This window comes from Pseudaeromonas sp. HNCC25DJ180, from assembly GCF_055413345.1.
This window is the reverse complement of record NZ_JBVAYF010000013.1, coordinates 1-22,823: the sequence shown is the minus strand read 5'-3', so window position 1 is coordinate 22,823 and position 22,823 is coordinate 1. Positions and strand designations below refer to the sequence as shown.

Sequence of the window (22,823 nt, the reverse complement as noted above, 5' to 3'; positions counted from 1 at the left end):
CCTTTTTTAACCACACTGTAGACAATGAAGATGGGACAGAGCGTCGTAATCTTGGGCACCCAATGGGGTGACGAAGGTAAAGGCAAAATTGTCGATCTGTTGACCGACAAAGCACAGTATGTAATTCGCTATCAGGGCGGCCACAATGCGGGTCATACCCTGGTCATCGACGGTGATAAGACCGTTCTCCACCTTATCCCCTCCGGGATCCTGCGTGACAACTGTAAGTGTATCATTGCTAATGGTGTCGTTTTGGCACCGGATGCGTTGATCAAAGAGATGAAAGAGCTGGAAGCTCGTGGTGTGCCGGTGCGTGAGCGCTTGCTGCTGAGTGAAGCCTGCCCTCTCATTTTGCCTTACCATGTTGCCCTCGATCAGGCGCGGGAAAAGGCGCGTGGCGCCAAGGCGATTGGCACTACAGGACGTGGCATTGGCCCGGCTTATGAAGACAAGGTGGCTCGTCGCGGTCTGCGTGTGGGTGATCTGTTCAATATGGCCACCTTCGCCGACAAGCTTAAGGAAGTGATGGAGTTCCACAACTTCCAGCTGACTAAGTATTATGGTGTCGAGGCTGTCTCTTACGAGGCGGTACTGGCTGAGGCCCAAGGCTATGCCGAGTTGCTCACCTCCATGGTAGTGGATGTGACTGACCTGCTGGATAAGGCTCGCCTACGTGGTGACCGTCTGATGTTTGAAGGGGCCCAAGGCACTCTGCTGGACATAGACCATGGTACCTATCCCTATGTGACCTCCTCCAACACTACCGCGGGTGGTGTGGCAACGGGTTCAGGTTTCGGCCCCCGGTTTGTTGACTACGTGTTGGGCATCGCCAAGGCGTATACCACGCGTGTCGGCGCGGGTCCGTTCCCCACCGAGTTACACGATGAGATTGGTGAACGTCTGGGGATCAAGGGGCATGAATTTGGTGCTACCACGGGTCGTAAGCGTCGTTGTGGCTGGTTTGATGCCGTTGCCATGAAGCGCGCGATTCAGGTCAACTCGGTTTCCGGCTTCTGCCTGACCAAGTTGGATGTATTGGATGGCCTGGAAACCGTCAAGATCTGCACCGGTTACAAGTTCCCGGATGGTTCCATCCGTGACGTGCCACCGATGGCGGCGGATGATTATGAGCTGGTTGAGCCGGTATACGAAAGCATGCCTGGCTGGAGTGAAAATACCTTTGGCGCTACCAGTGTCGAGGCATTGCCACAAGCCGCTCGTGACTATATCAAGCGTATCGAGGCGATCACGGGTATTCCGGTTGATATCATCTCCACCGGGCCTGATCGTGACGAAACCATGATATTGCGTCATCCCTTCGCCGACTAAGGTGTGGGCAGTGGAACAAAAAAAGCCGGTTTAAAAACCGGCTTTTTTTATTGAGAGAGGCAAATGCTGGGCCGCTGATGACAACGCAGTGCGCACTCCTAGTTTGAGCGCGATACCGCACTATCCGCAAGTTCGCATAGCGCGCGGCGATAAGGGTTATCCGGCAGGCAGGCGAGGGCGCTCTTGGCCTTAGCGGCCTCTTCCTGGGCTCGCATCTGGCTGTACTCTATGGCCCCAGTCTCACGCAGAATGGTGAGAATGGCATCCAAATGCGCTAGCCCATTACGCTCTACTATGGCGTCGGTAAGCAGTGCGCGTTGGGCTGTGCTGGCTTGCCGCATGGCATAGATGAGGGGGAGGGTGGGTTTACCCTCGGCAAGGTCATCACCGACGTTTTTACCCATCTCAGCGCTGGCTGAGGTGTAATCCATCACGTCATCAATAATCTGGAAGGCGGTTCCAAGATAACGACCATATTCTTGCAGCGCTTGTTCCATCTGCGGTGTAGCGGCACACAACACGGCGCTTAAGCGTGTGGCGGCTTCGAATAGCTTGGCGGTTTTACAGTAGATGACCTGAAAATAGCTCTCTTCTGTCGTCTCGGGGTCATTGCAGTTCATCAACTGCATGACTTCCCCTTCGGCGATGACATTGGTGGTTTCGGCCAGGATCTCCAGGATGCGCAGGTTGCCCAATTCGGCCATCATCTGAAACGAGCGAGTATGCAGGAAATCACCAACCAGAACGCTGGCCGCATTACCGAACAGGGAGTTAGCGGTATCCCGGCCACGGCGCAGCTCGGATTCATCGACTACGTCGTCATGCAGCAGAGTGGCGGTATGGATGAACTCTATGATGGCCGCCAGCTTGATATGCTGGTCACCTTGATAGCCCAGAGCGCGAGCCGCTAGTATGGCCAGCAGGGGACGCATACGCTTGCCGCCACCATTGACTATATAGACGCCAATTTGGTTGATGAGGGCTACATCAGATTGAAGGCGCTGTAGGATGAGCGAATTCACCGCCTGCATATCATCGGCGGAGAGGGCGCGAATTGCGTGTTGATCCATAGCTATCGATACTGCGTCCTGAAGGGGGCTCGGGCCAGCCGGAAGTCGTAGATAGAATTCTACATTAATTGTTAAACCTTTGCAGTGCTTGCTGCCAGGAGTCAGTGGTGATCACAAAATGATCTTTTACTGAAATGACCCTTGCCTGCTCGGGTGAAGTTGCGTAGAATGCGCGCCCATTGTCATCTAGTTTTTTGTGCACCGTCTGCGCGGCAGAACGGGTGCCAATTCGGAGTTTAAACATGTACGCTGTTATCCTAAGTGGCGGCAAGCAACACCGTGTAGCTGAAGGTCAGGTGATTCGCCTGGAGAAGCTGGAAGCCGAAACCGGTGTTACCGTAGAATTCGATAAGGTTCTGATGGTTGCCCAAGGCGAAGAAGTGAAAGTTGGCGCACCTTATGTTGCCGGCGGTAAAGTTCTGGCTGAAGTTGTGGCTCACGGCCGCGGCGATAAGGTCAAAATCGTCAAGTTCCGCCGTCGTAAGCATCATCGTAAAGAGATGGGCCACCGTCAGTGGTTCACTGAAGTTAAAATCACTGGCATCACCGCTTAATTCTGAGGAGTCCATCAAATGGCACATAAAAAGGCTGGCGGTTCTTCCCGCAACGGTCGCGATTCCCAAGCCAAACGCCTGGGCGTGAAGCGCTTCGGTGGTGAAAACGTTCTGGCGGGTAGCATCATCATCCGTCAACGTGGCACCAAGTTCCACGCTGGTGAAAACGTAGGTTGTGGCAAAGACCACACCTTGTTTGCAAAGGCGGAAGGCAAGGTCAAATTCGAAGTTAAAGGTCCGAATAATCGTAAGTTTGTCAGCATAGTTGCTGAATAATTTACGCTGACGGCTCGAAAGGCCCTGCCCTATGGCAGGGCCTTTTGTTTTTATGCGGTTAATGACAGGTAGGATGCCGAGTGGTGTCTGCCAGCCGAGCAATCCCAGCTCATCGCTGAAACCGTTCCTGATCTCTATAATTGCACCATGATGTTCGATCAGGGTGACTGGAGTTGTAACACTATGAAATTTGTTGATGAAGTTCAGGTCCGTATCGAGGCGGGTGATGGCGGGAATGGCTGTGTCAGCTTTCGCCGTGAAAAGTACATTCCTAATGGTGGCCCGGACGGTGGTGATGGTGGCGACGGTGGCGATGTCTATCTGTTGGCGGATGAAAACCTCAACACCCTGATCGACTTCCGCTTTGAGCGTTTCCATGCTGCGGAGCGGGGAGAGAATGGTCGGGGCGCCAACTGTACCGGTGCACGCGGCAAAGATCTGGTACTCAAGGTACCAGTGGGAACCCGCTCTACCGATGAAGATACTGGCGAAGTCTTGGGCGATCTGACCAAGCATGGTCAGAAGCTGATGGTGGCCAAGGGCGGGTTTCATGGCCTGGGTAATACCCGCTTCAAGAGCTCGGTGAATCGCGCCCCTCGTCAAAAGACCATGGGTACACCGGGTGAGCAGCGCAATCTGCGCATGGAGCTGCTGCTGCTGGCTGACGTGGGTCTGCTGGGGTTGCCCAATGCGGGCAAGTCTACCTTCATCCGCGCGGTTTCTGCGGCCCGTCCCAAGGTTGCCGATTATCCTTTCACCACTCTGGTTCCAAACCTGGGCGTGGTGCGGATGTCTACGGGTAAGTCCTTTGTGGTGGCCGATATTCCTGGTCTTATCGAAGGGGCGGCCGATGGCGCTGGCCTGGGGATCCGCTTCCTCAAGCATCTGGAGCGTTGCCGTGTCTTGCTGCATCTGGTGGACATACTGCCAGTCGATGAGTCGGATCCAGCCGTCAATGCCACGACCATCATTCATGAGTTGGAAAAATACAATCCTGAGCTGGCCGCCAAGCCGCGCTGGTTGGTGTTCAACAAACTGGATCTGGTGCTGGAAGAAGAGGCCGATGCCATCATAGAGCGCGTGGTGAGGGAGATGGCTTGGGAAGGCCCGGTCTACCGCATCTCGGCCTTTGATAAACAGGGCACTGGCCCCATCTGCTATGATATTCAGACTCTATTGGATAGCATGCCCAAGCCCAGCGAGCTGGAGGCCCAGAAGCCTGAGCGCGTCGAGTTCAAGTGGGATGATTACCACAAGGAGCAGTTGGCCCAGGTGGCCGACGATGAGCTGGCCGATGACGATGACGATGATGATTGGGACGAAGATGACTACGATGTAGAGGTCATCTACACCCGTTAAATCCTTGGCCCCTTCGCCACCTCGTGTCGAAGGGGCTTCTCTTTAGGGAGTCTGCATGTCAGTTTTTTCGCCTGCTTCACGGTTGGAGCGGCTAATCTACCGTCACATCCGCATCATTCATGTGCTCAAAATTTCGCTAGCCCTGTTCATCGCCCACCTCATCAACTTCTGTTATCCCATGCCCTATCTGGCCTGGACCTCGGTGACTATCGTCATCATCATGCTTACCCTGCCTCAGGTGGGTGGTGCGCTGGAGAAATCCATCCAACGCGTCATTGGTACTCTATGTGGTGCTGCGTATGGCATCGCCATCCTCTATGTGACCCAGGATCCTTGGTTGACGGCGCTACTGGCGCTGCTAGCCATTGCCTTTGTCACCTGGCGCGCTAGCGGCAAGATGAGCTATGCCTATCTGGTGGCGGGCTTTACTCTGATGATAGTGCTGGATGGGGGCGAGCAGGGGATGAGTGAGGCCATCTGGCGCACGGCTACCATACTGCTGGGGTGTTTCATCGCCATTGCTGTCTCCCAACTGGTGTTACCGCTGCGGGCGCGCAATGAGTGGCGCTGGCTGTTGGCAAGCGCGCTTAACGGCATGGCTCAGGTGTGGCTGAGCCATCTTTCACCCAATGTCTACCAGCCTGTGCGTACCAAGGGGCGACTCAAGGAGCTGGAGCGTAATATTCAGCGCCAGCGAGGACTCTTGCGTTCGGTAACCCTGGAGAGCCGCAGCCTACGCCATTCTCAGCGAGAGTTGGATCTATTGGTTGAGGCCCAGGGTCGCTGTTTGCTGTTGATCGAGCTGTTGGCCCAGAGTCGCTGGGAAAGCCATGCCAGTGCCCTGGCGATTGAGCACCATTACCCCATCAGCTTGCGAGCGCGCTCTTTGGCTTTGTGGCTGGATGAGGCTGGAGACTTCTGTGCCGGGCAACAAGGCGTGCTGCCCGCCTTGGAGTCGATCGCTGAGCTGAAACAGGAGCTGACGACGCAGTTGATGGCACAGCAAGATCCCGCCCTGAACGCCTACGGCTATAGTTGGTTGATTTATCAGTGTGGCTTACAGTTAGCCTTGCTGGATAAGCTGATCCGCAATTTGATTCGGATAAACTCGGGTGCAACGCCCCGTGAATCTTGATATGGGTTAAGACTCGTCGCCTAGGATGAGAGTATAATGATGGCCCCCGCATGGGGTAGCGCTAGCACACCTTCAAGGAAGAAAGCGATGCAACAGCATAAAGTTCTGACGAAAGAAGAGCAGACCGATGTGACCCGGGTGCTCGTTAAAACCGCCCAGATGCTGGCCTCCTGTGGCGCAGAGAGTCGCATCATAGAGCAGACCACCTGCCGTCTGGGGTATTCACTGGGCATCGAAAGTGTCGAGATGGCGATCACGCCCAGCGCCATCATTCTGACCACGCTGAATCATGGTTCCTGCATCACGACGACTCGTCGCATTCATGAGTTCGGCATCAACATGCAGGTGTTGTGCGAAATTCAGCGCATCTGCATTCTGGCGGAGAAAAAGTTGCTGGAAAATACCGCCGAGGTGCGGACCAAGCTGGAGGCCATCAAGCCCTTTCGTTACAACCGCTGGCTAGTCGTGCTGATGATCGGTCTCTCCTGTGGCAGTTTCAGCCTCTTCTTCGGGGGTGACTGGCAGGTTTATCTCATCACCTGTTTGGCCTCTTCTGTGGGCATGTTCGTGCGCCAGGAGATTGCTCACCGTCACTTCAGCCCCCTGCTGAACTTTGCGGCAACCGCCTTCGTTGCCACCCTGATTGCCAGTACCGCGACCCGATATGGTTGGGGGGCTCAACCCCAACTGGCGATGGCGGCGTGTGTGCTCTTGCTGGTGCCCGGGTTTCCGCTCATCAATGCCATGCTGGATGTGGTCAAAGGTTATTACAACATGGGATTGGCGCGCTGGCTCACGGCTACCATGCTTACCCTGAGCGCCACGACCGGCATAGTGCTGGCCATGATGTTGACGGGAGTTTGGGGGTGGCAGCCATGAGAGAGATCATGATGCTGGCTCTCTGGGATGCCTTCTGGGCGGCCATTCCGGCGGTAGGCTTTGCCATGCTCTTTTCGGTTCCGCCCCGTTTCCTCAAGTATTGTGCTCTGGGGGGCGCCATGGCCCACAGCCTGCGCGTGGTACTGATCCACTATGGTTTGCCCATTGAGTGGGCCACGCTGGCGGCCAGCAGTCTGGTGAGTCTGATGTTTGTTTATTTATCCCGCCGACTGATAGCGCCGCGCCCGGTTTTTACTGTGGCCTGTATTATTCCCATGATACCGGGTAAGTATGCCTTCAATACCATCATCGCCGTGTTGAGCATGAACAGCCAGGGGGCCAGTCAGCACCTCATCTCGGCGGCGCTGGAGAATGGCTTGAAGACGCTGTTTATCCTGATGGCACTCAGCTTCGGCTTGGCTATACCGCCGCTTATTATTTATCGCAACCGACCCATAGTTTGATGATATTCAGGGTAATTGAATGTTGATTTCGTTAATTGCGGCCATGGCCCACGAGCGGGTGATTGGTAAAGGCAATGCCATGCCCTGGCATCTGCCCGCCGACCTGCGCCATTTTAAAAGTGTTACCTTGGGTAAGCCGGTGGTGATGGGGCGCCGTACTTTCGAATCGATTGGGCGCCCCTTGCCCGGGCGCCGTAATCTGGTGATCAGTCGTAACCCCCAGTGGCAGGCCGATGGGGTGGAAGTGGCTGCGTCGCTGGATGAGGCGCTCAGCTTGCTGAGTGGCAGTGATGAAGTGATGATCATTGGTGGCGGGCAGCTCTATGCCGAAGCTTTGCCCCGGGCGGATCGCCTCTATTTGACTCATATCGAGCTGGTGGTAGCAGGGGATACCTATTTCCCTGACTACTCCCTCTATAGCTGGCGCGAGTTGGAAAAAACCAGCCATCAACCGGATGAGAAGAATCCCTATGGCTATACCTTTGTGACGCTAGCCAGATGCTAGGCCGTTGAGTGTGCGCATAAATGACAAAACCGCCTTTGAGGCGGTTTTGTCATTTATGCTGCCTACGCGGGTTTCAGTCGCCTTTGGCATAGAGTGGGCAGGGCAGAGAGAAGACGGCGCCATCATCCCAGCGCCACAGGGTTAACTGGTTGCCCCAGACACACCCGGTATCCAGAGCATGGGTTTTTGGGGTGGGGCATTGCCCCATCAGGGCGGCCCAATGACCAAAGACCAGCTCTGGCTCGTTGCTGTCGCGTACCCGCACCTCAAACCAGGGCTTCAACTCCGGGCTCTGCTGCTTGGGTGACACCTTGCTGTGAAAATCGAGGCTGCCATCCAAGGCGCAAAAACGCATGCGGGTATAGGCGTTGATGATATAGCGCCAGCGGGGCAGGCCGCTCAAGCGCGGATCCCAGCGGGCGGGGTCGTTGCCATACATGTGGCAGAGCAACCAGTCGCCCTGATCGCTGCGCAGCAGCTCTTCCACTTCGCGGGCGCAACTGCGGGCCGTGGCCAGATCCCAGCCTGGTGACAGACCGGCATGGCACATGATCAAGGGGGCGCTGGGGTGTTCGGCCAGCAGAGGCTGCAGGCGTAACCAGCGTAGCAGCTTGTCGGCATCATGGGCATTGAACAGGGCTTCCAGCTTATCCTTCTTCTTCGGTTTGACATAGCCGGCGGCGGTTGCCAGCAGGTGCAGGTCATGGTTGCCCAGCACTGTTGTGGCTTGAAAGCCCAGGTTATGCACAAAGCGCAACACCTCCAGCGACTTGGGGCCGCGGGCGACCAGATCACCGGTCAGCCAGAGTTCATCGTCGGCAGGATCGAAACGGGCAAGATCAAGCAAACGGCGGAGTTCGTCATAGCAACCCTGTACGTCGCCAACACAATAAATGGCCATATAACTAGTGGATGAGGTGAGGTATAGCTAGGGTGAAGACGGGGATGTCGACATCAAATAGTTCGCCATCCTCACTCTGGAAGGTGTAATTTCCCTCCATGAAGCCCAGCGGAGTCTTGATGACTACGCCACTCTGGTAGGCGTAGCATTCACCGGGCGCGATGAAGGGCTGTTCGCCCACCACGCCCGGACCCTGCACTTCGGTACGCTGGCCATTGGCGTCAGTGATGATCCAATGACGCTCCAGTAGTTGTACCCGCTGTGGACTCTGGTTTTCTATCTCAATGGTATAGGCAAAGCTGTAGTGAGCCTGATCAGGCCGGGATTCCTCGCTCATGTAGCGCGGGTGGGGGGTGATCAGGATCTTCGCCGCCATACTTATCCCTCTCTCTGGTCACTGAGCCAATTGGCTACGGTGACAAACTGTGCCAGTGTCAGGCTCTCTGGCCGCAGATTAGGATCTATCCCCAGTTCCGTCAACTGCTCTGGGGTGATGAAGTTGCGCATGCTATTGCGGATGGTTTTGCGGCGTTGGTTGAACGCTTCCATACAGACTCGATGCAGGTCACTTACCCGTTTAGCCACCAGGCTAGGTTGGGTATGGGGAACCAGGCGCACCACAGCCGAATCAACCTTGGGAGCTGGCTTGAATGAGCCTGGCCCCACATGCAGCACAGGTATGATGTCGCAATAATATTGTGCCATGACGCTCAGGCGGCCGTAGGTTTTGCTACCCGGGCCTGCGGCTAAGCGATCAACCACCTCTTTTTGCAGCATGAAATGCATATCCTGGATGAGCCCAGCTTGCTCAAACAGATGAAACATCAAGGGGGTGGAGATGTTATAGGGCAGGTTACCGAACACCCGCAGGGGTTTTCCCTCCTGCTTGAGGCTGCTGAAGTCAAACTTCATGGCATCGGCCTCATGGATGGTGAGCTTTTCCTTGAGCACCGGATGATGGCGCAGCCGCTCGGCCAGATCCCGGTCCAGCTCCACCACATGCATGGCAGAGATTTGGGAGGCGACGGGTTCGGTGAGGGCACCTAAGCCTGGACCGATTTCCACCAACACTTCTCCTTCCTGGGGATGGATGGCGGCGACAATCGAGTCGATGACGTAGTGATCATGAAGGAAGTTCTGACCAAAGCGCTTACGGGCCGTATGACCCAGGTGTACCTTATCATTGCTCATTATTGCTTGCTTACCATGTGGATGGCTTGATTGAGTGCAGTCAGTAGACTGCCCATCTCCGCCTTGCCGCTCCCTGCCAGATCCAGGGCGGTGCCGTGGTCGACTGAGGTGCGAATAAAGGGGAGGCCAAGAGTGATGTTGACGGCGCGCCCGAAGCCTTTGTACTTCAAGACGGGCAGCCCTTGATCGTGGTACATGGCCAGCACGGCATCCGCTTGGCGCAGATATTTGTCCTGGAACAGGGTATCTGCCGGTAGCGGGCCGATGAGATCCATGCCTTGGTTGCGCAGTCGCGCCAGCACGGGCTCGATCACCTCTATCTCTTCGCGTCCCATGTGGCCACCTTCACCGGCATGAGGGTTCAGGCCGCAGACATAGATGCGCGGGTGTGGAATACCAAATTGCTGGATCAGATCCTGCTGCAGAATTTCCAGGGTCTTGGTCAGGCTTGCCGGGGTAATGGCGTTGGCTACGGCACTCAAGGCGAGATGCGTGGTTGCCAAGGCCACACGCAGTCCTTCGGTGGCCAGCATCATGACCACCTGTTCACGGCCTGCTTGCTCGGCAAAAAACTCGGTGTGGCCACTGAAGGGGACGCCCGCTTCATTGATGATGCCCTTGTGGACCGGACCCGTCACCAGGGCGGCAAACTCGCCGTCCAAGGCGCCCTGGGCGGCACGAGCCAAGGTGGCTAACACATAGGGGCCATTGGCCACATTGAGCTTGCCCGCCTGCACTGCACCTTGCAAGGGAATCGAAGCCACGGTCAGGCTGCCCGCCGCTTGCGGGGTGGCCGGCGCGGCAGCATCATAGGATTGCAACTCAACCCTAAGACCTAACTCCGCCGCACGTTGGCGTAGCAGCTCAGGATCGGCAATGACCACCAGTTGTACCGGCCAGCTCTGGCTGGCCAACCCCAGTATGAGGTCTGGGCCTATGCCGGCCGGTTCCCCCGGGGTAAGGGCGATGCGTTGGGTCAGGCTCATTTGGCTTGCTCATCGACAATGTTGATATAGGCCTCGTCGCGCAGCTCATCCAGCCAAGTCTGTGCCTCTTCGGTGAAACGACGGTTATAGATGATCTGATAGGCACGATTCTTCATCGACTCATCGGTGGCATCTTGTTTACGTCGATCCGTGAGTTGGACTATATGCCAGCCGTGGCTGGAGCGGAACGGTTGGCTCAGCTCACCCCGTTGCAGGTGGTTGACCTGGTCGCGGAATGCCGGATCGTAGATGTCGGCACTAGCCCAGCCCAGATCGCCCCCCTGTACCGCAGAGCCCGGATCTTCGGAGTATTTTTCCGCCAGTTTGGCGAAGTCGGCACGACCGGCCTTGATGTCGCGCAAGAAGCTTTCGAGCATCTGCTGCGCCTTGTCATCGCTCAAGATAATGGAGGGTTTGATCAGGATGTGACGAGCCCGCACTTCGGTTTGTTCACCTTGCTCGGCGCCCTTACTGGCGAAGATCTTGACTAGGTGCAGACCCGCGCCGGAGCGTAGTGGCCCGACTATATCGCCCTCTTTGGCTCCTCGTGCAGCATCGGCCAGCAGGGTCGGCATCTCTTCCAGGGTCATCCAGCCCCAGTCTCCCCCCTCCAGAGCCTTGGGTCCGGCGCTCTCGGCCATGGCGATCTTCTTGAAGTCGGCCCCGGCTCTGAGTTGTTTTAACAACTCTTCGGCTTTTTGTGCCACCCGAGCCTGCTCATCGGCATCAGCGTTGGCGGAAAGGGCCAGCATGATGTGGCCGAGGTGATATTGCTGTTCTTTGTTCCCCTGGGTCTGCAGCAGCTTGACCACCTGCTGCACCTCCTGCTCGGAGATGTTGATGCGCTGGCGCATCTGGCTGCGACGCACCTCGCTCATGATCATCTCTTTGCGCACTTCATCGCGAAATTGTAGCTCACTCAAGCCGCTTTTAGCCGCATCCTGTTTCAGCGCCTCAACTGAGGTATTGCGTTCTGCGGCGATGGAGGCGATGGACTGATCCAGCTGGTTGTCGCTGACGCGGAGCCCTTGCCGATCGGCCAGCTGTAGCACCAGGCTTTCGCCGATCAGTCGATCCAGTGCCTGCTTGCGCAGCTGGGTTGGATTGGGCAACGACTGCCCTTGGCTCTTGGCATCGTTCTCGACTTTTAGGACCAGAGCGTCGAGCTGACTTTGCAGCACAACATCCTTGTTGACCACGGCGACGACACGGTCCAACGGCTGAGCGAAGGCGTGAGTGAACAGGCTGGAACCTACCAACAGGCAGGTGGTCAAAGTGTGCAAAAATGATTTCTTCATCAATCTCGTTCCCGGTCTAAGACCGAAAGTTAGTCATTTAGGTTAAAAGGGCGGGTGTATGGCAACAGCTTGGTGTTCAGGCTGTATGTTGTGCCTGACCCCACGCTGCCGAGCCCCTTCATCTGGAACTGCAGGCCGATACGTTTATCCTGCGTTGTGGTCAATGTGGTGTTGTCGGGTTTATTTTCCCACTCCATTACTACATTGATGCTCCAGCAGCAGGAGTCGTATTGTACGCCGAACAGTCGATCTATGTTGGTGTCCTGTTTGATGTCGCGGTAATAGGCGCCGATCGCTTTCCACCCCTGCTCCAGAGGTAGGGTCATGAGTGCGCCCAACTGGCTGATGTCAGTCTGTTTATAGGGCGCATCGTAGATGACATTCCCTTCGCGAACAAAGCGATAGTTGAGCTGCCCCATGTAGTCGTTCTTGCGATATTCCACCGCCGAGTTGCCGGCCGAGATCATGCTCTGCTCGGTATCGTACTGTACGCCACCGCGCAGGAACCAGAAATCGCTTGGGTGAGTATCGGCATCCAGGGTGAGCAGGGAACGGGAGTTGGTGCTCTGGGCATCAATAGGCATCAGGGTCACCTTGGGATTGACCAGGTTGTAGGCCTGCCCCAGTGTGACTCGCAAACGTTCTACACTTTGGTTGTCAAAGATGCGGCTGGTGGCGCCGACGCTGATCCGGTTGGCATCACTGATCCGATCCAGGCCGGCGAAGCGGCGATCGCTGAACAAACTATAGTAGTCCTGGCGCATGGTGGTGGTGTCGAACAGCCCTATGTGATCCTGATTCTGATAGGGAACATAGAGATACTGGAATTCTGGCTCTAGGGTCTGGGTGTAGAGACGGCTGTTCCAACTGCCAATCCGATCAAAGACTAGTCCGCCATTGATACGCGCCGAGGGTAGAATGCGCGTCGTTGAACTATCCAGATCATCCAGACCATAGCTACGATAGATGGGGTCCAGATCCTCAGGCACATCCTGTTGGTAGTGGGTGTACATCAGTTTGAACTGACTGTCGAGCTTGTAGCCGGGAGCGCGAGCCAGGGGAATGGTTAGAATGGGCTCCAGGTGCAATCGTTGCCCGGTATAGGCCTTATGCAGATCAGAATTATGGGCGAAGTTGACGGCCTCGCTGTTAAAGCCCAAGTCATACCTCTGACCCTGCCAGTAGTGGTTGTAATTCAGGCGCGGCAGCATCTGATGAGGGGCGAGGGCATCGGGCAACAGTATCTGGTAATCACGCACCTCGCTGGTCAAATTCCAGTCACGCTGATAATAACCTGCGGTCAGGGATTGCATCAGCTGGTTATCGACTACGCTACCCACAGGCGGGGAGAAGTCGTTGAAGTAGTTGTAATCTTCATTGGCAACCCGGGTAAAATCGGTGCCAATCCGTACGCTACCTTCTTCCATGGTGGAGTTATGGCGTAAGTTGGCCAACCAGCGATGGCCTTGCTCGGGATTACTTTGCTGCGCCTTGCGATCTTCTCCCAAGAATTCGCCATAGAAGATGCCGTTGTGCTCGGGAGTCGGCATGTAGCGAAACTCGTTTTGCAACATGGTGCCCCGAGTCTCCATCACCCGGGGGGTGAAGGTGAGATCGTAGTTAGGGGCGATATTCCAGTAATAGGGGGTGCGGATCTCAAACCCCTCTTCGCCACCAAAGCTGAAAGTGGGGTAGAGGAGGCCGGATTTGCGTTCATCCTTGACCGGGAAGGTCATGTAGGGGGCGTAGAAGATGGGTATGCCATGCAGCCAGATGCTGGCATTCCAGGCTTCACCAAACACCTCATCCTGATTAATTTTGACCGAGCTGGCTTTCAGCCACCACATCTCCTGGCCAGGTGGACAGGTGGTAAACTGGGCGCCCTCCATCTCCAGCTCTTTTTTCTTGTCGTTTAGATTGATGCGCTTGGCCTTGCCTCGAGCAGGAGAGCTGTGTAGTTGATATTCGGCTTTATCCAGGCTCGACTGGCGGCTGGTGAGGTTGGAGTGCAAAACGTCATCGCTGCGCAGGGTTAGTTGGCCATCCTGGTAAAAAATATTGCCCTTGGCGGTGAGATCGCGGCTGGCCTGATCCAGTTCGGTGTAGTTGGAGTTCAGGGTGCGCAATCCCTGGAATACCTGCACATCGCCCCGGTAGATGGCTTTACCCTCTTTATTGGCTTCGGCGCTGTCGGCGTTGACCTCGACCGGTTGTTGATTGATATCGGCAGGGGTCGGTCGTGCAGCTGGCACATCGCTGTAACAGCGTTGATCGAATGCTCCCGCCCCCACAGCCGCTTCTGCACTGGCAGATGCCAGGATGCCAGAGGCTATCAGGGTGCAGGTCAATCCTAGGATGCGATGAGTCATGATCAGCTCTATGATTCCTGGCGGTCGGAAAACAAGCGTTCCGCCCATTGGCGGTGACCGCGGGTTGTGCTTTGCGGGCCATTATTTTATGTTAGCCAACAATCATAAAGCATTATTTCAATCAGGGCTAACGCCCCTGTTTTCCTACCCTATGAATCCAGACCGTTACCACCAGCTTACTCTGTGGGCACAAACCTGCCTTGCAGACTCAAGTGCGCAATTATTATTGATCTCTGGCGATGCCAGTTTTCGTCGTTATTACCGAGGTCACGGCCTGATTTGGGTCGATGCACCGCCGCAAACGGAGAAAAATCGGGAATTTGTGCGCAATGCCGCCGCATTGCACCTGGCGGGCATAGTCGCCCCCGAGGTCAAGGCGGTGGATTATGAGCAGGGCTTTCTTTGCGTGAGTGACTTAGGCGATTGCTCCTTATTGAGTCGGCTGAATAGCCACTCGGTCACGGCCTGGTATGCCAAGGCTATTGCGCTGTTGCCAAGTATCGCCCGGGTCAGTCTGGAGCTGGAGCCCTTTGATGCGGCCTTTATGGCGCGGGAAAACAGCATCTTCCCTGAGTGGTTACTGGCCACCCATCTGCAGCTGACGCTGACCCCAGGTGAGCGGCAACTGCTTGAGCGGACCTTTGCCCAGCTCACGGCCAATAACCTGGCCCAGCCTCAGGTGACCATGCATCGGGATTTTCACAGTCGCAACTTGATGGTGTTGCCCGACGATGGATTAGCTGTGATTGATTTTCAGGACATGGTTCGCGGGCCTTTGACCTATGACCTGCTCTCCTTGCTCAAGGATTGTTATGTCCGTTGGCCTGACGCCGTATTGGCGGAGGGATTGTCCCTGGGGTATCAGGGTTACGCCGAGGCGGGGTTGTTGGCTGGCTTGAGCCACGCGGAGTTTGCTCAGATGGCGGCCCTGACTGGCATGCAGCGCCATTTGAAGGCGGCGGGTATTTTCACCCGGTTACACCACCGAGATGGCAAGTCAGGCTACCTCAAGGATATTCCACGCACCTTGAGCTATGTCCAGCAGGTAGCTGAGGCGGATCCCGCCTTGGCTGACTTTGCCCAGTGGTTGGCCAGCCGAGTGTTACCCCATTTTGCCTATCAGCCAGAGGAGGCATCATGCGGGCTATGATCCTGGCTGCGGGGCGCGGTGAACGGATGCGTCCCTTGACTGATGCGTTACCCAAACCGTTGCTCTGTGTCGGCGGCAAGCCGCTGATTGTCCACCATATCGAGAAACTGGCTCGCGCCGGGATCTGTGAATTGGTCATCAACCATGCCTGGCAGGGTGACAAGCTGGAGGCGGCGTTGGGTGATGGTCATGCCTTCGGCGTGAATATCCAGTGGTCGCCAGAGCCCGCAGGAGGATTGGAAACGGCAGGAGGCATACGCCAAGCCCTGCCTCTGCTCGGGGAGGCGCCTTTTTTGGTGGTGAATGGTGATATCTGGCTCGATTGTGATTATGCGCCCTTTGCGCAGCCACAATTGACCAGTCAGTTGGCTCATCTATGGCTGGTGGATAACCCGCCCCAGCATCCAGACGGGGATTTTGCCCTGCAGGCTGGGCGCGTGATTGATGAGAAGGGGCTGACCTTCAGTGGGGTGGCCCAGTACCATCCGCGCGCCTTTGCTTTGGTGCCGCCAGGCAAGGTGCCGCTACTGCCCTGGTTTCGACGTTGGATTGCGGCCGGTGAGGTGACGGGCACGTATCTGCCGGCCGAATGGCGCGACATTGGCACTCCCGCGCGCTTGGCTGAATTGGATGACTATCTACAAGCGGCTGAGCAGCCAGTGGGTAGCCGATGAATTACAAGGGCAAGTTGGTTGGTTTTCTGCTGGGGTTCTGGATTGGGCACCTGGTCGGTGCCTTGCTTGGACTCTGGCTGGGGCATCTCTACGATCAAGGGCTGCAGCGGCGACGGGGCTTTGGTTTTAGTCGAGCCCCCTCCCGGCAGGAGCAGGCTCTATTTTTTCACGCCACGTTTGCCGTGATGGGACATATCGCCAAGGCGGCGGGGCGGGTCAGTGAGCAACAGATCCTTATGGCCAGCCAATTTATGGATCGGATGCAGTTACAGGGGGAGTTGAAGCGCGAGGCCCAGGAGTCGTTTCGTCAGGGCAAGTCAGCTGAGTTTCCCCTGGAGCCGACCTTGCGCACCTTTCGTCAGGCCTGTCGTGGGCAGATGGATTTGCTGCGGGTGTTTATGGAGATCCAGTTGCAGGCGGCGTTCGCCGATGGGGCGCTGCAGGGCGAACAGCGGGTCAAATTGCTGGAGATCGCCGAGCTGCTGGGTTTTTCCCGCTGGGAATTGGAGCAGTTTCTGGCCATGGCCGAGGCCGAGGTCAGCTTTGGTCGTTACCATCAGCAATCTCAGGGTAGCGAGCGACGCAACGGCTCGCCCCCACCGACTCGGGATCGCTTAAAAGATGCCTATGTTTTGCTGGGGGTGAATTCAGAGGTCAGCGATGGCGAGTTGAAGAAGGCCTATCGCAAACAGATGAGTAAGCATCACCCGGATAAGCTGGCTTCCCAAGGTCTGCCGCCGGAGATGATGAACATGGCCAAGGAGAAGACTCAGGAGATACAGCAGGCCTGGGAGCTCATCAAGCAGGCTCGCGGCATTCGTTAACCCTGAGCTCATCAAGCAGGCTCGCGGCATTCGTTAACCCTGAGCTCAGTGGCTGTTTATCCTGGCCAGAGTCATGAGCTAGACGATTCGCCGCACCGGGTTACCCGCCACAAAGCGAGCCACATTCTCCATGACCTGATTGGCCAGGCTCTGCATGGCTTCATCGCTGGCCCAGGCCACATGGGGCGTCAAAATAAAATTGGGCAGGAGTAGGGCGCGCAACAGGGGGTCTCCGGCTTGCGGCGGCTCTCTGCCCGCCACATCACTGGCGGCTCCTGCCAGCTTGCCGGACTCCAATGCTTGCAACAGCGCCAACTCATCCACCAAACCGCCTCGAGCCGTGTTGATCAGCAGGGCGGTGGGTTTCATCAGCGCTAGTTCCTGGGCACCTATCATACCGCGGGTCTCCTCGTTCAGTGGGCAATGGAGCGAGAGTACATCCGCCGTGGTGAGTAGTTCAGCAAAGGGTAGGTAGGCCAGTGGCTCACCGTTATCCAGTGGACGCTGAGATCCATGACGACGCTCGGCAAAGTAGACCTCCATGCCCAGAGCCGTACCCAATCTAGCCATGGCTTGACCCAGTGAACCTCTGCCGATAAGCCCCAATCTTTTGCCTGCCAAGTCATGGAGGCTGGGGCCGAAATAGCAGAAGTGGGGGCTCTGTTGCCAGGCTCCCGCCTTGAGGGCCTGCTGATAGGGCAACAGATTGCGCGTCAGAGCCAGCATCAGGGCCAAAGTATGCTCGACCACGGCGTGAACCGCATAGCCCTGCACGTTACACAGCGTGATGCCTCGAGCGCGACAGGCAGCCAGATCCACATTATCTGTGCCGGTGGCGGCCACCACTATCAGCCTGAGCTCAGGCAGCGCCGCCAGTTCCTTATCCCCCAACCGCACCTTGTTGACTATGGCTATGCTGGCCTGTTGCAGGCGGGGTACCACCTCATCCGGGAGGGTGCACTCATACTCCTGCCAAGTGTGGGCAAAGGGCAGCGCTGGTAGCTGGATGCGCTCTGGCAGGGTGGCACGGTCGAGAAAGACAATATGCTGTGACATGGTGATCCTGTAATGGGCGACGGCGGCTGGTATCGCTATTTCCACCCGAGGGCATTGAGCCAACCAGCGACCTGAGTCAGACGCTCCTCGCGGTTCAGTAGTGGTGTTTGACGCCAATTGAGTTTGTTATTCTGTTTGCAGGCCTGTTGTCGTTCTCTGGCGGCTTGATCCAGCCAATTGACCCGTCCAGGTTGATAGAGATCCAACACCGGCATGCTGGTCATGGCGAGCTCACTGGCCAAGATCTCATTGGCATCCTGGGCGGGATAAAAGGCATCGACCAGGATCAGGGCATCGGGTGGGGTAATCGCTTCGGTGGCGAGCAGGCCACTCAGCCAGACTGCACTGCTGCCGGCGGCGACCATCAACTGATAGCCGCTTGGGTCACCACTGTTGCTCTGCAAGTCCGAGAGCTGTTGCTGCCACTGCTGGCGAAATTGTTTGATGGCGGCTTTATCCTGCTCGGCATTGGGATCCAGATCCTGCTGCTTGGGGTTGGGCAGCAGGATCAGGGTGTCAAAGCCCAGTTCATTCAGGTGGCGGGAGAAGGGCAGCATATCGGCTACCTGCTGCCAGTCGGGGAGTAGCAGGGCTAGGCCGAGTCGATACCCTTGATCGCTCTTATGCAGCAGTGTCAGTTGGTTGCCGATCTGCTTGGCTTCTCCCGCCTCCTGCCAATCTTTGGCTTGCCAATAGAGTTCGGGATCGGGTGCTGTGGCCACGGCGGCTGACGGGGCGGCCCAGAGCTGAGAGCAGAAGCAACAGCAGAGCAACAAAAGAATACGCATGCCAAACTCCTTGGGGATCCGGGGAGATAATAGGCCCATCCTCGTTTGGGAGGAAGAGCCCGTACATCTGGCTGACTAAAGGGGAAAGGGGGCGGGCGCCTCGAAGGTCAGACGCTGTCCCGTCATCGGATGATTGAAGCGCAGCATGGCGGCATGCAGATAGAGGTGGGGGGCGGCCGCTTGGGCGTCTGCCGGAGCATAGAGATGATCGCCCAGTATGGGGTGACCTATCTCCATCATGTGGACTCGAAGTTGATGCGAGCGACCCGTGATGGGTTTGAGCTTCATCAAGCTGCGATCCGCTTCCACCCGCTGGCAGATGTAGTGGGTGATGGCTCGGCGGCCATGTTCATAGTTGACCTGCTGACGTGGGCGATTCTCCCAATCTACACACAGAGGCAAATCTATGGTGCCTTCGAGTTTTTCCACTTGGCCCCATACCCAGGCGTAATAGTACTTTTCCGTGACGCGATCCTGAAACTGGCGGCCCAGGGCGCTGGTGGCCTCCGGTGTCTTGGCGACCACCATGATCCCTGAGGTGCCCATATCCAGCCGATGCACGGCACCGCCACTGGGATAGAGACTCTTGACTCGGGAGGCTATGCTGTCGAAGTGCTCTACCGCCTTGCCCGGCACACTCAGAATGCCACTGGGCTTGTTGACGACCATGATCTGCTCATCCTCGAACAAGATGTCGAGGAAGGGCTCTTGGGGCGGGTCGTAATGGAAAGTACTCATGCTCTTCTCACAGTTAGCGGGGCAGCAGGCTGCCCCTGACGTAGTCATTATCCTAGTTATGGGTCACGACCACAAAACGTACCGCATCCAGCTTGAGCTGGGTCTGATCTAGCAGATGATTCAGCTCCGCCTGCAACTCCTGCAGATGAAGCACCTCACTCTCCCGTACCGATGGATTCACCGCTTTTAGCGCCGTGAGCCGAGTCAAGTCGGCACCCAGGGTCTGCGTCATGCGCTCGCGCGCTTCGGCGACTATGGTGGTCAGTCGGGGAGCTGCCACTGTCTCGGCCTGAGCGATCAGGCCGTGGATGATGGCTTGAGACGCTCCGACCAACTTGCTGCCCAGATGGCGATTGACCGGGCTCAACTGCCGATCGAAGGCCTCGAAGTTTACCTTCTCTGCCAGGTTGTTGCCGTTCTTATCCAGTAGCACGCGGATGGGGGTGGGGGGCAGGAAGCGATAGAGCTGTGAGTGACTGGCCGATTCGGCCACGAAGATCAGCTCAAGCAGTATGGCGCCAGCGGGCAGCGTCTTGTTTTTCAACAGCGCTACCGAGCTGGAGCCGATCTCGGAACCCAGGATCAGATCTATGCCACCCCGGATCAGCGGGTGATCCCAGGTCACGAAGGTGAGATCGTCCCGGCTGAGCGCGGTTTCCCGCTCGAAGGTGATGGTCATGCCATCGTCCGGCAAGCCCGGAAAACTGGGCACTAGCATATGATCGCCCGGCGTCAGCACTATGGCATCTTCCCCTCTGTCATCCTGCTGGATGCCTATGTCATCAAATAGTTGCAGGGCAAAGCTGATGAGGCTGGTGTCGTCGTCCTCTTCGGCCAATTGCAGTACCAGTTCCTGGGCGGCTTGCCCTCCGCCGGAGTGGATCTCTAGCAGACGATCGCGCCCCTGCTCCAGTTTGGCCTTGAGGGCTTCATGCTGGGAGCGGGTTTGGCTAAATAGCGGCTCGAGCAGGGCTTCATCGGTGACGTTGTCGGCCAACAGCGTGAAGAGATCCTCCCGCACTGCTTCAAAGACCACGCGACCGGTGGGACAGGTCTCTTCGAAGGCGTTGAGCCCCAGGTGATACCAGTTCTGCAGTGTCTCTTGAGCCGTGCCTTGCAGATAAGGAACATGGATCTCCACCACGTTGCGCTGGCCGATGCGATCCAGCCGTCCAATCCGCTGCTCCAGCAGATCGGGGTTGAGGGGAAGATCAAAGAGCACCAGATGGCGGGCAAATTGGAAGTTACGCCCTTCCGAGCCGATCTCGGAGCAGAGCATGACCTGGGCGCCAGCCTCTTCCTGAGCAAAGTAGGCGGCGGCCTTGTCACGATCCAGCAGGGACATCTCTTCGTGGAAGACTGAGCCGCGGATCCCCTCGCGGGTGCGGAGGGCATTTTCCAGAGTCAGAGCCGTGTTGGCTTCGGAGCAGATCACCAGCACCTTGTCATTGCGGGCGCTTTTGAGCAGGGAGAGCAGCCAATCGACACGAGGATCAAACTGGGTCCAGGTGGCAGCTTCCCCCTCAAATTGCTGATAGATCTTTTCCGGATAGAGATAGCGGCGAGCCCGGGTATCGGCATCGCCGGTATTGCCACCCATCATGCCCATCACCTTGATGGCCGTCTTGTACTGCTCAGGCAGGGGCATGGCATAGAGGTTGAGATGGCGTTCGGGAAAGCCTTGAATGGCGGCGCGGGTGTTGCGAAACAGTATGCGTCCCGTGCCGTGGCGGTCCAATAGTTGGTGCAAAACGCGTTCACGCTGACTAGGCTCTGCTAGTTCACTCAACTGGGTGTCACCCAAACAATCACTCAACAACAGCTGATCTTCCGCCTGAAGCTGTGTGCCATCTAACAGCTTTTGTGCGACTTCGGCGATTTGGCCGTAGGCTTGCTCTTCCGCCTGGAAGCTGGCGTAGTCATAGAAACGCTCAGGATCCAGGAGGCGTAGACGCGCGAAATGACTCTGATGGCCCAGTTGATCCGGTGTCGCGGTCAGCAGCAGCACCCCTGGGGTATCTTCAGCCAGGGCTTCAACGATCTGGTAGGCTCGGCTGGGAGTCTCATCATTCCACTCCAGATGATGGGCTTCATCTACTACCAGCAGATCCCATTCGGCGGCATGCAATTCATCAAAGCGAGCACGCTTCTTGCGCAACCACTCCAGGCTGCAGATCACCAGTTGTTCGGTTTCGAAGGGATTTTCCGCATCGTGTGCTGATTCCACACAGCGCTCTTCATCAAACAGGGAAAAAGCCAGATTAAAGCGCCGCAACATCTCCACCAACCACTGATGCTGCAGTGACTCTGGCACCAGGATCAGCACCCGCTGGGCGCGACCAGATAACAGCTGCTGATAGATGATCATGCCTGCTTCTATGGTCTTGCCGAGCCCGACCTCATCGGCCAGCAGCACCCGAGGGGCATGACGATGACCGACTTCGCGGGCTATGTGCAGTTGATGGGGGATGAGGCTGACTCGCCCTCCGGCCAGGCCGCGGGTCTCGCTGCGGCGGCGTGCATGCTGATGATTGAGAGCCTGATAGCGCAAAGAGAAGCGAGAGAGGCGGTCGATCTGACCAGCAAAGAGCCGATCTTGCGGTTTATTGAATTTAAGGAAGTTACTTAAGAACACCTCCTTGAGGCTGGTTGCCTCCTGGGTATCCTGCCGTATGCCACTATATATAAGCAGGCCTCCGACTTCATCCACTGCGGAGACAGTCAGTTGCCACTCTTCGTGGCTGGTAATGAGATCTCCCGGGTGATATTGCACACGGGTTACAGGGGCATCATCCTTGGCATAAATTCGATTCTCGCCGCTGGCGGGAAACAGCAGGGTGACCATGCGTCCCTCGATAGCAACCACAGTACCAAGACCCAGATCTGTCTCGGTATCACTAATCCAACGCTGGCCAAGTGCAAAAGGCATCAACAACTCCAAAACCACAAAATTACTAAGAGAAAAAAGGCGCGCCATGTTACCCGAAGTGTCTGGTGCGATCATCTGGCGCTTGCTGCTTTTCGCCCGGTTAGGAATATGGTGATTCCTCGGGCTTAGCCGACGAGAGCATGTGAGCGTCTTATTAAGGATAGAGTAAGTCGCATTATGGAACCGCCGATGCGAGCCTAAAACCATCACAGAGGGCCTATTTCATTGCGTGAGGAACACAGCACAAACGCTTGATGGACCGGTAGTGCCGATTTTTTCGGCTCCTAGTCATGGATTTGGTGGCTATTTGAGCGAACGGTAGTGAGTTTCAGTTTTTTAGCTATTTTT

Annotated in this window: 22 protein-coding genes; 11 read left to right on the top strand and 11 right to left on the bottom strand. The window is 56.6% G+C overall.

Annotation, left to right across the window (positions count from 1 at the left end; translation table 11 throughout):
- Window positions 1-30 precede the first annotated feature (30 nt).
- A complete protein-coding gene (locus tag ACZYTD_RS12815) occupies window positions 31-1,329 on the top strand; it encodes an adenylosuccinate synthase (RefSeq protein WP_463892565.1) in 1,299 nt (432 codons plus the stop codon).
- A 98-nt stretch (window positions 1,330-1,427) separates the two neighbouring features.
- On the opposite strand, the gene ispB is transcribed toward ACZYTD_RS12815, so the two are convergent.
- Entirely contained in the window at window positions 1,428-2,399 is a 972-nt protein-coding gene (ispB, locus tag ACZYTD_RS12810) for an octaprenyl diphosphate synthase (protein ID WP_463892563.1), read from the bottom strand.
- A 242-nt stretch (window positions 2,400-2,641) separates the two neighbouring features.
- Between ispB and rplU the strand changes: the two genes are divergently transcribed.
- The 7 genes from rplU to folA all read left to right on the top strand — a co-directional run bounded on the left by rplU (window position 2,642) and on the right by folA (window position 7,571).
- Window positions 2,642-2,953: a 50S ribosomal protein L21 gene (rplU, locus tag ACZYTD_RS12805; protein ID WP_463892561.1), complete on the top strand. Its 312-nt coding sequence runs from the start codon at window positions 2,642-2,644 to the stop codon at window positions 2,951-2,953.
- An 18-nt stretch (window positions 2,954-2,971) separates the two neighbouring features.
- Window positions 2,972-3,229 carry a 50S ribosomal protein L27 gene (gene rpmA, locus ACZYTD_RS12800; RefSeq protein WP_463892559.1) on the top strand — a complete coding sequence of 86 codons (258 nt, stop codon included), beginning with the start codon at window positions 2,972-2,974 and terminating at the stop codon, window positions 3,227-3,229.
- A 183-nt stretch (window positions 3,230-3,412) separates the two neighbouring features.
- Complete coding sequence (gene cgtA, locus ACZYTD_RS12795; protein ID WP_463892556.1) at window positions 3,413-4,588, top strand: Obg family GTPase CgtA; 1,176 nt, start codon at window positions 3,413-3,415, stop codon at window positions 4,586-4,588.
- A gap of 55 nt (window positions 4,589-4,643) precedes the next feature.
- Entirely contained in the window at window positions 4,644-5,723 is a 1,080-nt protein-coding gene (locus ACZYTD_RS12790) for an FUSC family protein (RefSeq protein WP_463892555.1), read from the top strand.
- 87 nt (window positions 5,724-5,810) lie between these two features.
- The gene (locus ACZYTD_RS12785; RefSeq protein WP_463892554.1) at window positions 5,811-6,602 is read left to right on the top strand and encodes a threonine/serine exporter family protein; all 792 of its coding nucleotides are present in this window, start codon (window positions 5,811-5,813) and stop codon (window positions 6,600-6,602) included.
- Between the two features lie 8 nt (window positions 6,603-6,610).
- Complete coding sequence (locus tag ACZYTD_RS12780; protein ID WP_463892552.1) at window positions 6,611-7,066, top strand: threonine/serine exporter family protein; 456 nt, start codon at window positions 6,611-6,613, stop codon at window positions 7,064-7,066.
- Window positions 7,067-7,085: 19 nt separating this feature from the next.
- Window positions 7,086-7,571, top strand: a complete 486-nt coding sequence (gene folA, locus ACZYTD_RS12775) for a type 3 dihydrofolate reductase (protein ID WP_463892551.1) — start codon at window positions 7,086-7,088, stop codon at window positions 7,569-7,571.
- Window positions 7,572-7,644: 73 nt separating this feature from the next.
- Here the strand turns inward: folA and ACZYTD_RS12770 are convergent, their stop codons facing one another.
- Genes ACZYTD_RS12770 through lptD form a run of 6 tightly spaced genes read right to left on the bottom strand, consistent with a single transcriptional unit; the run spans window position 7,645 to window position 14,316 of the window.
- Window positions 7,645-8,472 (bottom strand): symmetrical bis(5'-nucleosyl)-tetraphosphatase, encoded by an 828-nt coding sequence (locus ACZYTD_RS12770; protein WP_463892550.1) that lies wholly within the window; start codon window positions 8,470-8,472, stop codon window positions 7,645-7,647.
- A 4-nt stretch (window positions 8,473-8,476) separates the two neighbouring features.
- Window positions 8,477-8,848, bottom strand: a complete 372-nt coding sequence (gene apaG, locus ACZYTD_RS12765; RefSeq protein ID WP_463892549.1) for a Co2+/Mg2+ efflux protein ApaG — start codon at window positions 8,846-8,848, stop codon at window positions 8,477-8,479.
- A 2-nt stretch (window positions 8,849-8,850) separates the two neighbouring features.
- Complete coding sequence (gene rsmA, locus ACZYTD_RS12760) at window positions 8,851-9,663, bottom strand: 16S rRNA (adenine(1518)-N(6)/adenine(1519)-N(6))-dimethyltransferase RsmA (protein WP_463892545.1); 813 nt, start codon at window positions 9,661-9,663, stop codon at window positions 8,851-8,853.
- Window positions 9,663-10,649, bottom strand: coding sequence for a 4-hydroxythreonine-4-phosphate dehydrogenase PdxA (gene pdxA, locus ACZYTD_RS12755; RefSeq protein WP_463892543.1), 987 nt, complete (start codon window positions 10,647-10,649; stop codon window positions 9,663-9,665). Before pdxA ends, rsmA begins: the two co-directional genes overlap by 1 nt.
- Entirely contained in the window at window positions 10,646-11,947 is a 1,302-nt protein-coding gene (gene surA, locus ACZYTD_RS12750) for a peptidylprolyl isomerase SurA (protein ID WP_463892541.1), read from the bottom strand. Before surA ends, pdxA begins: the two co-directional genes overlap by 4 nt.
- 29 nt (window positions 11,948-11,976) lie before the next feature.
- The gene (gene lptD, locus ACZYTD_RS12745; RefSeq protein WP_463892539.1) at window positions 11,977-14,316 is read right to left on the bottom strand and encodes an LPS assembly protein LptD; all 2,340 of its coding nucleotides are present in this window, start codon (window positions 14,314-14,316) and stop codon (window positions 11,977-11,979) included.
- A gap of 151 nt (window positions 14,317-14,467) precedes the next feature.
- Here lptD and ACZYTD_RS12740 point away from each other — a divergent pair, with 151 nt between their 5' ends.
- Genes ACZYTD_RS12740 through djlA form a run of 3 tightly spaced genes read left to right on the top strand, consistent with a single transcriptional unit; the run spans window position 14,468 to window position 16,964 of the window.
- Window positions 14,468-15,466: an aminoglycoside phosphotransferase family protein gene (locus tag ACZYTD_RS12740; protein WP_463892538.1), complete on the top strand. Its 999-nt coding sequence runs from the start codon at window positions 14,468-14,470 to the stop codon at window positions 15,464-15,466.
- Window positions 15,454-16,140 (top strand): N-acetylmuramate alpha-1-phosphate uridylyltransferase MurU, encoded by a 687-nt coding sequence (gene murU, locus ACZYTD_RS12735; RefSeq protein WP_463892537.1) that lies wholly within the window; start codon window positions 15,454-15,456, stop codon window positions 16,138-16,140. Before ACZYTD_RS12740 ends, murU begins: the two co-directional genes overlap by 13 nt.
- Window positions 16,137-16,964 carry a co-chaperone DjlA gene (djlA, locus tag ACZYTD_RS12730; RefSeq protein WP_463892535.1) on the top strand — a complete coding sequence of 276 codons (828 nt, stop codon included), beginning with the start codon at window positions 16,137-16,139 and terminating at the stop codon, window positions 16,962-16,964. The genes murU and djlA overlap by 4 nt, the downstream gene beginning before the upstream one ends.
- 78 nt (window positions 16,965-17,042) lie before the next feature.
- Here djlA and ACZYTD_RS12725 read toward each other — a convergent pair whose 3' ends face one another.
- From ACZYTD_RS12725 to rapA, 4 genes are all read right to left on the bottom strand, one after another.
- Window positions 17,043-18,020 (bottom strand): D-2-hydroxyacid dehydrogenase, encoded by a 978-nt coding sequence (locus ACZYTD_RS12725; RefSeq protein WP_463892533.1) that lies wholly within the window; start codon window positions 18,018-18,020, stop codon window positions 17,043-17,045.
- Between the two features lie 35 nt (window positions 18,021-18,055).
- Window positions 18,056-18,808 (bottom strand): DUF3530 family protein, encoded by a 753-nt coding sequence (locus tag ACZYTD_RS12720; protein ID WP_463892532.1) that lies wholly within the window; start codon window positions 18,806-18,808, stop codon window positions 18,056-18,058.
- A gap of 75 nt (window positions 18,809-18,883) precedes the next feature.
- Window positions 18,884-19,546, bottom strand: coding sequence for an RluA family pseudouridine synthase (locus ACZYTD_RS12715; RefSeq protein ID WP_463892531.1), 663 nt, complete (start codon window positions 19,544-19,546; stop codon window positions 18,884-18,886).
- A gap of 52 nt (window positions 19,547-19,598) precedes the next feature.
- On the bottom strand, window positions 19,599-22,475 hold the full coding sequence (rapA, locus tag ACZYTD_RS12710; RefSeq protein WP_463892529.1) for an RNA polymerase-associated protein RapA: 2,877 nt from the start codon (window positions 22,473-22,475) through the stop codon (window positions 19,599-19,601).
- Window positions 22,476-22,823 lie beyond the last annotated feature (348 nt).

Excerpts from the sequence above, each read along its gene's own strand:
- ispB (WP_463892563.1), bottom strand. The coding sequence starts at position 2,399 with ATGGATCAACACGCAATTCGCGCCCTCTCCGCCGATGATATGCAGGCG.
- murU (WP_463892537.1), top strand. The coding sequence starts at position 15,454 with ATGCGGGCTATGATCCTGGCTGCGGGGCGCGGTGAACGGATGCGTCCC.
- ACZYTD_RS12720 (WP_463892532.1), bottom strand. The coding sequence starts at position 18,808 with ATGCGTATTCTTTTGTTGCTCTGCTGTTGCTTCTGCTCTCAGCTCTGG.
- ACZYTD_RS12740 (WP_463892538.1), top strand. The coding sequence starts at position 14,468 with ATGAATCCAGACCGTTACCACCAGCTTACTCTGTGGGCACAAACCTGC.
- lptD (WP_463892539.1), bottom strand. The coding sequence starts at position 14,316 with ATGACTCATCGCATCCTAGGATTGACCTGCACCCTGATAGCCTCTGGC.
- rpmA (WP_463892559.1), top strand. The coding sequence starts at position 2,972 with ATGGCACATAAAAAGGCTGGCGGTTCTTCCCGCAACGGTCGCGATTCC.
- apaG (WP_463892549.1), bottom strand. The coding sequence starts at position 8,848 with ATGGCGGCGAAGATCCTGATCACCCCCCACCCGCGCTACATGAGCGAG.
- rplU (WP_463892561.1), top strand. The coding sequence starts at position 2,642 with ATGTACGCTGTTATCCTAAGTGGCGGCAAGCAACACCGTGTAGCTGAA.
- folA (WP_463892551.1), top strand. The coding sequence starts at position 7,086 with ATGTTGATTTCGTTAATTGCGGCCATGGCCCACGAGCGGGTGATTGGT.
- ACZYTD_RS12790 (WP_463892555.1), top strand. The coding sequence starts at position 4,644 with ATGTCAGTTTTTTCGCCTGCTTCACGGTTGGAGCGGCTAATCTACCGT.
- ACZYTD_RS12725 (WP_463892533.1), bottom strand. The coding sequence starts at position 18,020 with ATGTCACAGCATATTGTCTTTCTCGACCGTGCCACCCTGCCAGAGCGC.
- surA (WP_463892541.1), bottom strand. The coding sequence starts at position 11,947 with ATGAAGAAATCATTTTTGCACACTTTGACCACCTGCCTGTTGGTAGGT.
- rapA (WP_463892529.1), bottom strand. The coding sequence starts at position 22,475 with ATGCCTTTTGCACTTGGCCAGCGTTGGATTAGTGATACCGAGACAGAT.
- ACZYTD_RS12815 (WP_463892565.1), top strand. The coding sequence starts at position 31 with ATGGGACAGAGCGTCGTAATCTTGGGCACCCAATGGGGTGACGAAGGT.
- rsmA (WP_463892545.1), bottom strand. The coding sequence starts at position 9,663 with ATGAGCAATGATAAGGTACACCTGGGTCATACGGCCCGTAAGCGCTTT.
- pdxA (WP_463892543.1), bottom strand. The coding sequence starts at position 10,649 with ATGAGCCTGACCCAACGCATCGCCCTTACCCCGGGGGAACCGGCCGGC.
- ACZYTD_RS12785 (WP_463892554.1), top strand. The coding sequence starts at position 5,811 with ATGCAACAGCATAAAGTTCTGACGAAAGAAGAGCAGACCGATGTGACC.
- djlA (WP_463892535.1), top strand. The coding sequence starts at position 16,137 with ATGAATTACAAGGGCAAGTTGGTTGGTTTTCTGCTGGGGTTCTGGATT.
- cgtA (WP_463892556.1), top strand. The coding sequence starts at position 3,413 with ATGAAATTTGTTGATGAAGTTCAGGTCCGTATCGAGGCGGGTGATGGC.
- ACZYTD_RS12780 (WP_463892552.1), top strand. The coding sequence starts at position 6,611 with ATGATGCTGGCTCTCTGGGATGCCTTCTGGGCGGCCATTCCGGCGGTA.
- ACZYTD_RS12715 (WP_463892531.1), bottom strand. The coding sequence starts at position 19,546 with ATGAGTACTTTCCATTACGACCCGCCCCAAGAGCCCTTCCTCGACATC.
- ACZYTD_RS12770 (WP_463892550.1), bottom strand. The coding sequence starts at position 8,472 with ATGGCCATTTATTGTGTTGGCGACGTACAGGGTTGCTATGACGAACTC.